The 13,086-nt window shown below is 48.0% G+C and carries 15 protein-coding genes; all 15 read right to left on the minus strand.

Going from position 1 to position 13,086, the window contains the following annotated elements; genetic code table 11:
- Positions 1 to 66 precede the first annotated feature (66 nt).
- A complete protein-coding gene (locus MHI21_RS17375) occupies positions 67 to 840 on the minus strand; it encodes a class I SAM-dependent methyltransferase (RefSeq protein ID WP_341163588.1) in 774 nt (257 codons plus the stop codon).
- Positions 841 to 843: 3 nt separating this feature from the next.
- Positions 844 to 1,752 carry a S1-like domain-containing RNA-binding protein gene (locus MHI21_RS17380; RefSeq protein WP_029515375.1) on the minus strand — a complete coding sequence of 303 codons (909 nt, stop codon included), beginning with the start codon at positions 1,750 to 1,752 and terminating at the stop codon, positions 844 to 846.
- The gene (rsfS, locus tag MHI21_RS17385) at positions 1,749 to 2,096 is read right to left on the minus strand and encodes a ribosome silencing factor (RefSeq protein ID WP_013311194.1); all 348 of its coding nucleotides are present in this window, start codon (positions 2,094 to 2,096) and stop codon (positions 1,749 to 1,751) included. Before rsfS ends, MHI21_RS17380 begins: the two co-directional genes overlap by 4 nt.
- Positions 2,093 to 2,689 (minus strand): bis(5'-nucleosyl)-tetraphosphatase (symmetrical) YqeK, encoded by a 597-nt coding sequence (gene yqeK / locus MHI21_RS17390; RefSeq protein ID WP_039272316.1) that lies wholly within the window; start codon positions 2,687 to 2,689, stop codon positions 2,093 to 2,095. Before yqeK ends, rsfS begins: the two co-directional genes overlap by 4 nt.
- Positions 2,673 to 3,263, minus strand: coding sequence for a nicotinate-nucleotide adenylyltransferase (nadD, locus tag MHI21_RS17395; protein ID WP_071641885.1), 591 nt, complete (start codon positions 3,261 to 3,263; stop codon positions 2,673 to 2,675). Before nadD ends, yqeK begins: the two co-directional genes overlap by 17 nt.
- Before the next feature lie 17 nt (positions 3,264 to 3,280).
- Positions 3,281 to 3,577, minus strand: a complete 297-nt coding sequence (gene yhbY / locus MHI21_RS17400) for a ribosome assembly RNA-binding protein YhbY (RefSeq protein WP_013311197.1) — start codon at positions 3,575 to 3,577, stop codon at positions 3,281 to 3,283.
- Between the two features lie 68 nt (positions 3,578 to 3,645).
- A complete protein-coding gene (gene aroE, locus MHI21_RS17405) occupies positions 3,646 to 4,515 on the minus strand; it encodes a shikimate dehydrogenase (protein WP_322160757.1) in 870 nt (289 codons plus the stop codon).
- A gap of 107 nt (positions 4,516 to 4,622) precedes the next feature.
- A complete protein-coding gene (gene yqeH / locus MHI21_RS17410) occupies positions 4,623 to 5,750 on the minus strand; it encodes a ribosome biogenesis GTPase YqeH (protein ID WP_039272319.1) in 1,128 nt (375 codons plus the stop codon).
- Positions 5,743 to 6,273: a YqeG family HAD IIIA-type phosphatase gene (locus MHI21_RS17415; protein WP_013311200.1), complete on the minus strand. Its 531-nt coding sequence runs from the start codon at positions 6,271 to 6,273 to the stop codon at positions 5,743 to 5,745. The genes yqeH and MHI21_RS17415 overlap by 8 nt, the downstream gene beginning before the upstream one ends.
- Before the next feature lie 145 nt (positions 6,274 to 6,418).
- Entirely contained in the window at positions 6,419 to 8,665 is a 2,247-nt protein-coding gene (locus MHI21_RS17420) for a transglutaminase domain-containing protein (protein ID WP_342418592.1), read from the minus strand.
- The gene (locus MHI21_RS17425; RefSeq protein ID WP_165178438.1) at positions 8,662 to 9,909 is read right to left on the minus strand and encodes a DUF58 domain-containing protein; all 1,248 of its coding nucleotides are present in this window, start codon (positions 9,907 to 9,909) and stop codon (positions 8,662 to 8,664) included. Before MHI21_RS17425 ends, MHI21_RS17420 begins: the two co-directional genes overlap by 4 nt.
- A 3-nt stretch (positions 9,910 to 9,912) precedes the next feature.
- On the minus strand, positions 9,913 to 10,872 hold the full coding sequence (locus MHI21_RS17430; protein WP_342418593.1) for a MoxR family ATPase: 960 nt from the start codon (positions 10,870 to 10,872) through the stop codon (positions 9,913 to 9,915).
- A 213-nt stretch (positions 10,873 to 11,085) separates the two neighbouring features.
- Positions 11,086 to 11,442 (minus strand): stage V sporulation protein AE, encoded by a 357-nt coding sequence (spoVAE, locus tag MHI21_RS17435; protein WP_013311204.1) that lies wholly within the window; start codon positions 11,440 to 11,442, stop codon positions 11,086 to 11,088.
- The gene (gene spoVAD / locus MHI21_RS17440; protein ID WP_075154476.1) at positions 11,439 to 12,461 is read right to left on the minus strand and encodes a stage V sporulation protein AD; all 1,023 of its coding nucleotides are present in this window, start codon (positions 12,459 to 12,461) and stop codon (positions 11,439 to 11,441) included. The genes spoVAE and spoVAD overlap by 4 nt, the downstream gene beginning before the upstream one ends.
- Complete coding sequence (gene spoVAC, locus MHI21_RS17445; RefSeq protein ID WP_025723396.1) at positions 12,458 to 12,964, minus strand: stage V sporulation protein AC; 507 nt, start codon at positions 12,962 to 12,964, stop codon at positions 12,458 to 12,460. The genes spoVAD and spoVAC overlap by 4 nt, the downstream gene beginning before the upstream one ends.
- Between the last annotated feature and the right edge of the window lie 122 nt (positions 12,965 to 13,086).

Raw genomic sequence — 13,086 nt, forward strand, 5'->3', positions numbered from 1 at the left:
AAAGACGCCCTTCATGTCATCATGAAAAGCGTCTTTCTTTTCCTAAATTTGCTCAATGAGTCTTCACTATTTTACAGCAACATAAAACAGTCTCGCCGCGTCATCTTCTGCTTCTACCCATTCAAAATCCGCATATACCTTCACATCACGAAAACCTGCTTTGGACAATTCTGCTTTCATCCAGTCTGGATCATAGGCACGCTGTACATGAATTTCCTCGAAACGCTGATACAGATCGCGTCCTTCATGTTCTGCTTTCGCAAAGATACTAAGATGATGCTCAATTTCACAACGGGGAGTGTCCAACGCACATGTCCAGATATATGAGATAGAGCGATCATCCAGTACGAATGGCTGCTCTTCATCATAACGTAAAAACGTCTGGGGATGATGTACATCGAACAAGAAGGTTCCGCCAGGCTTCAGTCCAGCATGAGTTCTAAGAAAAGTAGAAATTATATCTTCTTCCTCCAACAAGTAATTCAGACAATCGCAAAAAGAAATTACAGAATCCACAGGCTCGGGTAAAATCCATTCTCTCATATCCTGCTGTATCCAGCGAACGCTTCCCTCACGAAACAATCGCTGTCCCTGGGGAGTGGTTTCCATTTTGCGACGGGCTACTGCCAGCATGTCAGAGGATAAGTCGATTCCAGACACTTCGAAGCCCGAGTTAACTAGGGGAATCGTAATCGAACCCGTTCCACAGCCCAGTTCGGCCACCGTATGCGGCATACCGTACTGATCCCAAGCCTGCCGTGCAAAGCGTAACCAGTCCGGGTACGGCATGTCCTGCATCAGCTCATCATACACATAGGCAAACTTCCGGTAAGAAGCCATTTTTTATTCCCCATTCCCGTCCTTCGGTTTCGGCATTTTCTCCACCAGGTAGGTCCAGTTTTCCTTTTGTGTAACCATTCCTTCCTTCATCAGCTTGCCCATCGCACGCTTGAAGGCGGATTTACTGATACCAAACCGTTGCTTGATAATATCCGGCGGCGTTGCGTCGGAGTAAGGCATGCCGCCACCCGGACGCTCTTTCAGAAAAGCAATTAATCGATCCGCATCCTCATCACGACCTACTTCCTTGCGTGGCGACATCGCCAGATTGACCCGACCGTCTTCGCGAACAAGTGTGACCCGTACCTTAACCTCTTCACCCAAGCGAAGCATCCGGTTGCGTTCCGAGGAGTGAATCATCCCAATCGCACCAAAACCAAGCACACCTCCGTCCACCAGAACGAATGTGCCCATTTGAAGCGGCTTGTACACAGTCGCCTGCACCCACGTATTCAGCCACGAATCAGGGGCGTGGAAGCACAACGGAGCCAGTTCCTGTTCCCCTGCCAGCTTAGCCCGCAGTCTACCTTGCTTGTCATGCTCCATAATGGCATACACATAGTCGCCCACCCGAGGATGTAAATCTCGGTTTTCTGGCAACTCACGAATCGGCAGCAAAAGCTGACGACCCAATCCCATCTCCAGGAAACAACCCAAACGCGGATGCACATCAGCCACTTCAAGCTTTGCCATTTCGCCCAACGACAAGAACGGCTTTTTCATGGTTGCGGCCAAGCGGTCCTCTGTATCGTGAAAAATAAATACCTCCAACCGTTCACCAACTTCAATTTCACGTGTCAGCTCCGTATAATGCAGCAGCACATCCTGCTCACCAACAGTGAGAAAGTAGCCGAAAGGAGATACCTCACGATCCACCATAATGGTGACATAAGTACCGGCGATCAAACTCATACCTTTTCCACAACCTTAGCATCCGACCAGAGTCGTTCAATGTTATAGTATTCGCGCTCGTCGCGATGGAAGACATGCACTACGACATCCCCCAAATCCATTAGAACCCAACGGGCGGAATCCATTCCTTCGATTCCTTTGATGGTTACACCTTCATCATGAGCGCGTTTGCGAATTTCTGTTGCAATCGCCTGTACCTGTGTATCCGAATTACCGTGGCAGATAACAAAATAATCAGCTACTAGTGATATTCCCCGCAAATCCAGTGCGACAATATTCATTGCCTTTTTATCATTTGCAGCATCAACCGCTGTTTGCATTAATTGCTCATTAGTTAGGGTCATTCATGAACCTCCGTTTTTCTCTGTTTTAGTTGTTGAATCAAGTCATTACGCGACAAGACTGTTAGTGGAAAAATAACCTTTTTCTTTTCCAGCAACAATGAAATCGTGGAGTCAAATCCAGCGATAAGGCCCTGCTCCAAGCTTTTCTTTGCCTGTTTACGGATATGCTCAACCCCCGGAAAATCCCGTCCCGGTTCGATGTAATCAGCGAGACACACGACTTTATCCAGCAGGCTCATACCTACGCGTCCTGACGTATGCCAGCGGATCGCATTCCTTATTTCCGGATCATCCACTCCGTAATCTCTTGCTGCAACGCAGTATCCTACCTCTGAATGCCAGAGCTGCTTGTCATGTTCCAAAAGCTCCTGATCACATTCGGGATGACTGCGAATCACCTCTTCCATCTGCTGAACAGGCCAATACTTCGCTACATCATGCAAAATAGCCGCCAGTTCTGCCTTATCCGGATCTGCTCCATAGCGCTTCGCAAGCTCCACTGAGGTATGCATAACACCTAGTGTGTGCTTCCAGCGCTTTTCAGGCATTTGACCAGATACGGCTTCCATTAATTGCTCACGGCTGTACTTCATACAAACCGCCCCTTGTAATATAGTCATGCACACGATCAGGTACAAGATAACGGATAGTGCGCCCTTCCGCAGCACGCTCTCGAATATCCGTCGACGAAATATCCACCACCGGCATATCCGCCAGCAGTACCTTGTCCTGCAAATAATGCGGCAACTCATCCAACGCAAGCTGGAACCCTGGGCGCCGAACACCAATAAAACAAATTCGCTGCGCCAGCTCCTCAATTCCCTGCCAATGAGGCAAGTAGTTCACCATATCCGCACCAATAATAAAATAAAAATCCACAGCAGAGTGCAACTCCTGAAGCTCCTTGATCGTGTCAATGGTATAGGATACTCCCCCACGAAGCACTTCAATATCAAGCACTTCAAAAGCAGGATGACCCGCTACCGCTTCACTCGTCATCTCCAGACGCTCCTTACCGCTCGCCCCCGCCTGATGCTTGTGCGGAGGAATATGAGAAGGCATAAACCATACTTGATCCAGCCCATAGGCATCTCTTGCCGCTTCTCCAGCCAGCAGATGTCCAATATGAATCGGGTCAAATGTACCACCCATAATACCGATTTTCATAATTTTCTCCCCGCGTGTTATCCTCTAGGCAACTCGATTTCCTTATGATCACGGGATTCTTTGTACAAAATAATAGTGCTCCCGATGATCTGTACAAGCTCAGAACCTGTCTCCGCGGCCAGTTCTTCCGCAATTTCATGCTTGTCGTCCAAACAGTTGTTCAAAATTTGCACTTTCATCAGCTCACGCTTTTCAATCGCATCGTTGATGTGACGCATAAGATGCTCATTCGTACCGTTTTTACCTACTTGAAAAACCGGGTCCAAATGATGCGCCATTGAACGCAAATATCTTTTTTGTTTACCTGTTAACATGTATATTTAACCCCTTCGTCGCCACATATACAATGCAGCATTTCCATAATTTTAATGTACAATCTTACTTACGACAGGCTACTCAGCACAGCCGCTCTCATTTGCTCTACAGCAGGGACAACCCCTGTAAAATACTCAAAAGCCACAGCCCCCTGGTACACGAACATGCCCAAACCCCCATGTACAGTGCAGCCGCGCTGTTCACGGCTTTCCTGTAAAAGTCTCGTTTCCAGCGGGTTGTAGATCAAATCACTCACAATGATTCCCTCCGGAATCAAGCTCGTTTCCAGTGGAAGCTCATCCGCTAAAGGAGACATTCCCACCGAGGTTGTGTTAATCAACACATTCACTGTGGCGAGCACGCTCTTGGCATCTTCGTTGGAATAACCCCTCACTGGGATCGCTTCCGTCGTCCACTCTAATGCCAGTTGCTCAGCTTTGTCACGTGTTCGGTTCAAAATAATAACCGATTCCGGTTGCTCCTCCAACAGAGCATGAATCACGCCACGAGCAGCCCCTCCGGCTCCAAGAACAGCAATTCTTGCGCCCTTCAACTCGACAGAAGTCTCTTCTTTGAGGGAACGTACGTAGCCAATTCCGTCCGTGTTATAGCCCTTAAGACGTCCATTGTCATTCACTATCGTATTGACAGCGCCAATGAGTCTGGCCCCTTCATCAATCTCATCCAGATATTTCATAACCTCAACTTTATGGGGAATCGTCACATTGACTCCGCGGAAATGCAAAGCGCGAATCCCCTTCATGGCATCTTCCAGCTGATCCGGTTTGACATGAAGAGGTACAAAATCTCCTTCAATCCCCGCTGCCTGTAAAGCTATTTTATGCATAAGAGGCGATTTGGAGTGCTTGATCGGATCACCCAATACGCCCAATAGTACAAGACCTTGTTCGGTCGCTTCAGACTCCCCGCTGTTCATCGTTGCTCTCCCCCATATTGCAAAATATTAGGCCGCACAAATACATGAATGGCGGCAGGAACCAGTACACCTGTTCCTTGCCGCCCTATAACATGGTTACAGCAACGTTATATCAACGCAGGCCGCAAAAGCACACGGACTCCCCGAGGAGCATGAACCGCAATCAGAGCTCCGTTCTCGCTATTTACCCTGATCCATCCCAAACCGGAAATGTAGATGTCCGATGGAGATTTGCGTGGAACGCGGAACTCATGTCTTGTCCATTCCGGCATCTCTGCCAATTGATCGCGTGTTGGCGGAGATAACAATTCCCCGGCATGATCAGCGAACAACTGATCAGCTCGCTCCAGCTTCGTGCGATGTATCTTAAGACCACCGTTAATGTAGCAGGTAAATGATTGGTGCTGACCCTCCACAAAATCAAATCGGGCCATACCGCCGAAAAACAATGTTTGTCCGGCATCAAGCTGATATGCAGCAGGCTTCAGCGGCTTGTCCGGCATAATAGCGCTCAAGTCCTGACGGGAGACGATTTCGCTGAATCGCCAAGGGTATACAATACCCGGAGTATCAATAATGTGCTTGCCGTCGTCGAGCGGAATATTCACCATATCGAGTGTAGTCCCCGGGTAACGGGACGTTGTGAGTTCCTGCTCCATATCGCTATAATCACGAATCAAGCGGTTAATAAGCGTCGATTTACCCACATTTGTCGCTCCGACTACATATACATCGCGGTTACCACGGAGCTCAGATACCACATCCAACAGACGGTCAAAGCCCTGATTTTTTTTAGCTGAGCACAGTACGATTTCTTCCGTGCGTAGTCCTTGCTCTTTCGCTTGCTTTTGTACCCAGTTACGTACCTTGTTCCAATTCGTTACCTTAGGCAGCAAATCGGTCTTGTTCACAGCCAGTATAACTGGATTGGAGCCTACAAAGCGTTGCAAACCGGAAATCAAGCTACCTTCAAAATCAAAAATATCTACAATGTGGATGACGAGCGCATCTTTGTCGCCAATCTGGCTGAGCAGCTTCAAGAACTCATCTTGATCCACCGTAACTGAAGACGTCTCATTATAGTTTTTGATCCGGAAGCAACGCTGACAGATGACAGGTTCGCGAGTAAGCAATTTTTCAGGAATATATCCCGGAAGCTCCGGGCTAGTGGTCTGCACGGTGATACCGCAACCACTACATTTGACGGCAGTGCCGCCGTCAGGTCTTTCAGTCATTCTTCTTTTCCTCCTCAAGCCATAAGCCTTTCTTACGTAACCTTGTGAGCGCGATTCGCTCCAACCGCCGATTAAATCGGGTCATGACTCCTTCATCATGAATGGATATCGGTAGCACCAACACCGTATGCAATCCCAGTCGGTTGCCTCCCAATACATCCGTCAACATTTGGTCCCCGACCATAATAGTCTCTTCCGGAGTCAGCCCCATCATACGGATGGCTCTACGAAAAGACGAGTTGGAGGGCTTCCGTGCGGCATGTATAAATTCAATGTCCAAAGGCGTAGCAAACACGGATACACGGTCCATATTGTTGTTAGACACGATGACAAGCTTAAAACCCGCCTGTTTGACCTTCTCAAACCAGGCCACCAGCTCGGGAGTCGCATTCGGCGCTTTTGCACCGACCAGCGTGTTATCTAGATCCGTAATAATGCCGCGATATCCTTGAGCATACAAGCCCTCAAGATCAATATCAAAGACGGTATTCACCCGTAATTTGGGCATCAGCATTTCAAACAACGTCGGTCACCTCAGTTTCATACGACAAACTATACCATATTACTATGGCTTAGTAAAAAGCTATCCGCAACAAACGGACAGCTTTTTCACTAAATATATAGCTAAAGATTAAAATAGACGGCGTTTGGACCTAATCAAAAATAGACTAGTCTTGATCCTTCTGATCCGACGCAGCTTTTCGTCCAGCCCATCGTTTTATCCATCCTTCTTTGTGTAACAGAGATGCCTGCTGGCGAACCATATGCCAATCTTCTGCGGTTACGGATGAGGGGCTATAACGCGCTTGTTCAAATCGGCCAAGCAGCTGATGTAAAATTGAAGCGTGTTCCGGTACTTCTAGCGACCATCTATCAACTGATTCCCTCAGCGTCTCGTGACTGGCGCGGACAAATCCCCTTCTTCGCATGTACCTTAACCAGTGCTCAGTTTCGACGACCACCTTTTCATCCAGGGTCAGCGGCTTACCTCTGCGTAAGCGCAGCAGGTAAAAGTGAATGTCTGCGCGATTACGCCAGACGATATAAGCAGCCCACAGCAGCAGAATTGCAGCAGCAGAACCTATGATTACAGGATGAATCTTTGAACCTTCTTCTGGATTAGTCTGCGGGGTTTGTTCAGGCTGTTCTGGTTCAGGCTGATCTTTAACCTCAGGGACTTCTGGAGTCTTTGAATCCTCCTGTTCCGTAAGCAGCGGCATATCAAAACCAGGCGTAGCTTCTACAGGAACCCAACCGTATTCACCTAAATATACTTCCGCCCAGGAATGAGCATCCGCATTTGTCACGGAGTAAGAGGACATATTTTCGTCATTTTCGCCCGTTGTTGCATCATCTGAAAATGTCTGCTGACCAGGTGCATATCCTTTAACCCAACGGGCTGGAACCCCAACAGAGCGAGCCATCATGACTAATGAGGTGGAATAATAATCGCAATAGCCCTCCCGAATCTCAAACAGAAAGGCATCCACAAAATCTCTGCTTCTTTTCCGTGAGAGGTCCGGGTTGTTCGTATATGCATAATTTTGCTGCAAATACTGCTGTAGTAATCCGACTTTTTCATACGGCGTTTTCGCCGTTGACGTTACGTTCTGAGCCAAATCACGAACCCGCTGTGGCAACTCATCTGGAATTTGTAGATAGGCATCCTGTTTGTTTTTTCCGTACAACTCATTAAAAGTTTTTGTGCGTAGCTCTTTCTCAGGGATCACAGGGACATGTGATACCAGAGTATACGTTTTAGGATAAGCAGTTCTTCGGGAGGATGGATTCCAAAGCAGTTCCGCCTGTTCCGGGTTCCAACGTAACCCATCTGCCCGTGAATCTCTGTCCACCGATTGAACACGCTGCACCGAGTAGGCGCCAAACAAAACAGGATAGCTCTGGTCATTTTGCATCGTAATGGTCTGAACGACCTGCTCCGTCGAATGCCGCGTTTCTTGTGTGTTTTCAAGCTCTGCGGTCATTGGAACATCATTTAGCGTTTGATCATCGTTGCCCCCGTCACTCCAACCTGTACCAGAATAGGTTCGTTTCGTTTCCCCCCGCCAATAGCTTCGCTGAGTGGTCGTGATGGTCATGACAGGAGAATAATCAAAATTAAAACCTCCACCCAACCGATTATCCTGGCGACTATAACCTGATGCGGTGTTCATCCGCTGATTCAATGCCCCAGATCCATTGCTAATCCCGGCGGTGGTTGAGCTATTTCTCTGGGTCCACGCTGTATAGGGATCCGTCAAAGCTGGCTGTACCTCTGGCATATTGACACCAGCCATAATAATGAGCGCAAAAATGACCGCAATATTGGCTGCTATTTTATATGGATAGCGTCGAATATGCTTCCAGCCTTGAGGATAATGCTGCCGAAAATACTGAAGATGCTGTGTCACTAGCCAACCCATACCAGCAAAGACGATCCAGGCAACTTCCTCCCACAGCACAGTAGGCGTAAAGGAATCAAGCACTGCCAGCGCGGCGATATTAATACCCACAAAAACAAGAATCCGCTGCTTCGTTGTAACGATGAGCGGCACCATTTCAATAACTAGCCAAGCGATAAGGGAAAACCAAATATAAGGAGACATATTGGATATAAATTGGTCCAGGCGATTGGCTACCCCTCCGAAGGGGATAATGATGGAGTAAGACACCAATGTCCGATACAAAATAAAAAACAGCGCCGCCGCCTTAACAATAAATTCAATCCAAGGACGAAATGGTAGTACAATCTTCACCAGAGCCAGCATTGTAATGGTCATCAGTACAAGTGCTCTTGTCTCTTCAAGCCATAATTCGGAAGCAAAAGAAACCCATTGCATGGCAATAATAATAATCCATAAAAATGTAAAAGCGGGGGCCCAGGAACCCTTTAACGATTGTAACCAGCTCTTCATAGTGTCCCTCCCCCCATTACAGCCGGGAGCTCTTCAAGGCTCTCAACATCGTAGCCCTTGATTCCCCTTGCACGAAGCATGCTCATCCATTCTTCAGCTTCTCCCTCAGCAGAACCTTCTCCTATATAGACATGGCACGGAGTCATCCCCCGAGTATCGGCCCAGCGAAGAAGCTCCATCGCCTGATAATCCTTCAGCGGACTAATCAGTATAAAATAACAGCCTTGCGGAAACTGACGCACACTGCTTTCTACAGCGGATTTCAAGCTACCTTGTGAAGTTGTGTGTATGTCTACCAAGTGATGCATCATTCGTTGTCGTTCCATTGTCTGCTCACTTGGCTGAAAGACAGTGCCTTTTTCTCCAGCTGTGCACAATCCAACCCCCATTCGCTCCCGTCCACCATATTCCAGCAATGAAGCGGTAGAGGATACAGCTAGCTCAAACTGTTCGGCGTTTACATAATGCTTCATGTGTACGTCCAGCACAAGCATCGTTTTTGGAACGGTCTCATGCTCAAATTCCTTGGATTTCCAGCTACCTGTACGAGCCGTCGCATTCCAATGGATGCGCGAAAACCGATCTCCATATACATAGTCCCGTACACCGTTAATTTGTGTCGTTTCACGCCGCGTTCGAGTTTGAACGGTCTGCGGTCCAGACATCCTTGAGCGACGGTCATTCATCTGCCAATATGGAATGAATACCGTTCGGGGCAGCACCCGAAATTCACCGCGTGCGTTCAAGCTGCCTTTGTGCTCCAACAGACCGAAGATGTCCTCACTCACACATTCCGTTTCCTCAAAGTGATAGCTTCCTCGCTCTAAAGCAGGAGTCTGAAATGTAAGCTGACCGCCCCCTTTTAGACTGGGAATGACACTGTCCTCAAACGACCAGGATTCACCTGTATGTCGCTTGAGGACCTCACGGACAATGACATAGGGTAACGGAAGAAAACCAGGTATACTGAGGCTCAGCTTTACATGCACCTGATCTCCCGCATGCAGCAGTTCTCCAAACTGCGAGCCTTGCGAAAGCTGCCGGGAGCCTTGCACACGGCGAACTCCGCTCAGACCAACAATCCATAAATAAACGATTAACAGCGTAACCATAGACAACAGCATGACCGACGTCTTGCCGCCCTGAAACAACAAATATAGCAGGCACACCACCCATATGACCACCAGAAGCCAGATGCGGCCTGACAGCCGTGGAAGCCTGCGCTTCCTTTTGACCATATTCATTCCCTAAGGACGCTCCATTCGTACGGGTACATGAGCCTGCCGAAGGACAGCCTGCAGCACGGACTGGGCACTGGAACTGTCCAGACGCGCCTCGGGACGCAGCAACAAACGATGCGTTAGCACATAAGGTGCCAGCGCCTTCACATCATCAGGCAGCACATAGTCACGGTTGTCCAGAAAAGCGTATGCCTTCGCAGCCATTACAAAAGCAAGCGCCGCCCGGGGGCTAGCTCCCAGCAGCACGGATGGATGTTCTCTTGTCGCACGAACGATATCAAGTAAATAGGACGTCACTGCTTCGTCCATATAAATCCCTCTAATTTCCTGCTGGATGTCAGCAATCTGCTCCATATGAGCTACAGCCTCCAGGCGGTCTGCTGGCTGGCCTGCCTGATGATGAAGCAGCATGTTTCGCTCCGTCTCCATGTCAGGATAACCCAAGCTGATTTTGAGCATAAAACGATCTAACTGTGCTTCCGGCAGCATATAAGTGCCTTCAAAATCAATCGGATTTTGTGTCGCACACAGCATAAAAGGATGAGGCAACATATGAGTGTCCCCATCCACTGTCACACTGCGTTCCTCCATAACCTCCAGCAGAGCCGACTGGGTTTTCGTCGTCGCTCGGTTAATTTCGTCCGCCAGCAAAATATTAGTCATCACAGGACCCGGACGGAAATAAAAACGCTCGTCCCGTGGATGAAATATGGATACCCCTGTAATATCACTCGGGAGAATATCAGGATTACATTGAACACGGCGGTAATCACCGCGCATGGATTTGGCAAGAGCCTTGATCATTTGCGTTTTTCCCGTACCCGGAACGTCCTCGATCAGAATGTGTCCACCCGCCAGCATAGCCGTAAGCAGTAATTTTATTTCAAAGGATTTACCTAATATACATGATTCCAGATTAGAACGGATTGCAGATACAATCTGCACAGATTCTTGACGTACGGGCATAGCTCTGTAAACCTCCTAGATAGCAACATGTTTCCTATTATTGTACATGAAGGTGGGCACAGAGTACACTTAACCCCCTGCCCGTATTATTCAAACTCTATCCTTCTTTCGATCTTTCATGTGCAGAACAATTAAAAACCCTTCGGTCATTAGATCCGAAGGGCACATGTATATAATCATTTATTTTTATGTCAAATCTAAAGTACGCTGCTTTTATATGCTTCCTTTTGGACGAACAAACAAGCATGCCAGAAAAGAGAAAATAATCGCAGAGGAAATTCCTGCACTTGTCAGACTAAAGATCCCTGTAATGACACCCAGCCATCCGTCCTTCTCCAATTCGGTTAATGCGCCGTGTACAAGTGAGTTACCAAAACTGGTAATTGGAATGGTCGCACCCGCCCCTGCAAATTTAATAAGCGGATCGTATATCCCAACAGCATCAGCAATTGCACCTGCAACCACTAACGTACTCATCGTATGTGCCGGCGTCATTTTGAACACATCCATCATCAACTGGCCCACAACACAAATGGCACCACCCACTAAAAAAGCCCATAGAAATATCATACTGTTCCTCCCGCTTCAAAAGCTACAGCATGTGCAACACAAGGAATGCTTTCACCCTGCTGTGTAGTCAAAGGAGATAATAACGCTCCGGTCGCCACGACCAGTACCTTTTGCAGCTCTCCTTTTTCGATCCGCTTCAACAAATGCCCGTAGGTTACAACAGCCGAGCAGCCACAACCACTGCCTCCTGCAATGACTTTCTTTTGCTTATTGATGTCGTAAATCAGCAAACCGCAATCATTAAATTCCGTCTGATTCATATCGAACCCATCTTTTTTGAGCAGCTCCTTGGCAATTGGTAGCCCCACTGAGGCTAAATCGCCCGTTACAATGAGATCATAGTAACCAGGGTCACGGCCAGTGTCTCGAAAATGAGACAACAGCGTATCCGCAGCCGCGGGAGCCATGGCTCCACCCATATTAAAAGGGTCTTTAATGCCCATGTCCATTACACGTCCAATGGTAGCACAATCCACCACCGTTCCTGACTTGGCATGTCCTACAATTGCGGCGCCGGAACCGGTAACAGTATACTGAGCCGTAGGGGGCTTCTGTGATCCGTATTCATTAGGATAGCGGAATTGTTTTTCTACAGTACAGTTATGGCTGGTCGTACCCGCCATCACGTAGTCACCGGCCTCTGAGTCCACAATAAGTGCGGCTAAGGCTAAGCTTTCCATTGATGTTGAACAGGCTCCAAAAACACCCAAATAGGGAATAGCCAGCTTGCTTGCCGAGAAGGAGCTACTGACAATCTGATTCATCAGATCACCACTAATAAAAAACTGCACTTCTTCTTTGTTCAAATTGGCATTAATTAGCGCCAGCTCTGTAGAATGCTCAATCAATCTACGTTCCGCTTTTTCCCACGTTTTCTCGTTGATTTCTATATTGTCATAAATATAATCAAAATCTGTGGACAACGGCCCCTCTCCTTCATCCGGGCCCACAACAGTGGCACTTCCAATGATGCGCGGTCTTGATTCAAACTTCCAGGTTTGTCCTCCCTGTCTTCTCATAAGTGATTGCCTCCCACACCAAGGATGGCATATATAACGCCTACGATAAATGCAGCCACCACCCCGAATACGACAACCGAGCCTGCAAGTTTGAACATATTCGCGCCCACTCCGAGCACCAGTCCCTCAGAACGATATTCCAATGCAGCCGAACACATGGAGTTAGCAAAGCCTGTAATGGGCACAGCGGTTCCTGCTCCTGCCCATTGAGCAACCTTATCGTAAACCCCGATACAGGTTAATATGACCGCCAACAAGATCATCATCGATGAGGTCGGCGGGGCGGCCTCCTTGGCTGATATGTGCATTCCTGCCATAAAAGCCTCTTGAATCGCCTGTCCAATCACACATATCCCGCCTCCAACCAGAAAAGCGCGCACACAATTGGCAAATACTTTTCTCGAGGGTTCATGCTTTTGTGAAATATTCTGATAGTCCTTCTCATTTATGGACAGCGGCGACGTATTGGTACGAAAACCGCGCTGCCCGGATTTAGCTGGCATCATTCACCACCCCTTATCTGTAAGTTTTCGCGCTTGGCGGTTCGAATTGCTTGGGTCTTTTTCATTATGAGCTTTTTGGAGAAATGTTATGTCAGGAAAATGATATCGTGGACATTCGATAC

This window comes from Paenibacillus sp. FSL H8-0168 (assembly GCF_038592955.1).
Taxonomy (GTDB): Bacteria; Bacillota; Bacilli; order Paenibacillales; family Paenibacillaceae; genus Paenibacillus; species Paenibacillus polymyxa_B.

What these genes read in the sequence shown, in the direction of transcription:
- MHI21_RS17375 (WP_341163588.1), bottom strand. Translation starts at nt 840, where the DNA reads ATGGCTTCTTACCGGAAGTTTGCCTATGTGTATGATGAGCTGATGCAG.
- MHI21_RS17380 (WP_029515375.1), bottom strand. Translation starts at nt 1,752, where the DNA reads ATGAGTTTGATCGCCGGTACTTATGTCACCATTATGGTGGATCGTGAG.
- rsfS (WP_013311194.1), bottom strand. Translation starts at nt 2,096, where the DNA reads ATGACCCTAACTAATGAGCAATTAATGCAAACAGCGGTTGATGCTGCA.
- yqeK (WP_039272316.1), bottom strand. Translation starts at nt 2,689, where the DNA reads ATGAAGTACAGCCGTGAGCAATTAATGGAAGCCGTATCTGGTCAAATG.
- nadD (WP_071641885.1), bottom strand. Translation starts at nt 3,263, where the DNA reads ATGAAAATCGGTATTATGGGTGGTACATTTGACCCGATTCATATTGGA.
- yhbY (WP_013311197.1), bottom strand. Translation starts at nt 3,577, where the DNA reads ATGTTAACAGGTAAACAAAAAAGATATTTGCGTTCAATGGCGCATCAT.
- aroE (WP_322160757.1), bottom strand. Translation starts at nt 4,515, where the DNA reads ATGAACAGCGGGGAGTCTGAAGCGACCGAACAAGGTCTTGTACTATTG.
- yqeH (WP_039272319.1), bottom strand. Translation starts at nt 5,750, where the DNA reads ATGACTGAAAGACCTGACGGCGGCACTGCCGTCAAATGTAGTGGTTGC.
- MHI21_RS17420 (WP_342418592.1), bottom strand. Translation starts at nt 8,665, where the DNA reads ATGAAGAGCTGGTTACAATCGTTAAAGGGTTCCTGGGCCCCCGCTTTT.
- MHI21_RS17425 (WP_165178438.1), bottom strand. Translation starts at nt 9,909, where the DNA reads ATGAATATGGTCAAAAGGAAGCGCAGGCTTCCACGGCTGTCAGGCCGC.
- MHI21_RS17430 (WP_342418593.1), bottom strand. Translation starts at nt 10,872, where the DNA reads ATGCCCGTACGTCAAGAATCTGTGCAGATTGTATCTGCAATCCGTTCT.
- spoVAE (WP_013311204.1), bottom strand. Translation starts at nt 11,442, where the DNA reads ATGATATTTCTATGGGCTTTTTTAGTGGGTGGTGCCATTTGTGTTGTG.
- spoVAD (WP_075154476.1), bottom strand. Translation starts at nt 12,461, where the DNA reads ATGAGAAGACAGGGAGGACAAACCTGGAAGTTTGAATCAAGACCGCGC.
- spoVAC (WP_025723396.1), bottom strand. Translation starts at nt 12,964, where the DNA reads ATGCCAGCTAAATCCGGGCAGCGCGGTTTTCGTACCAATACGTCGCCG.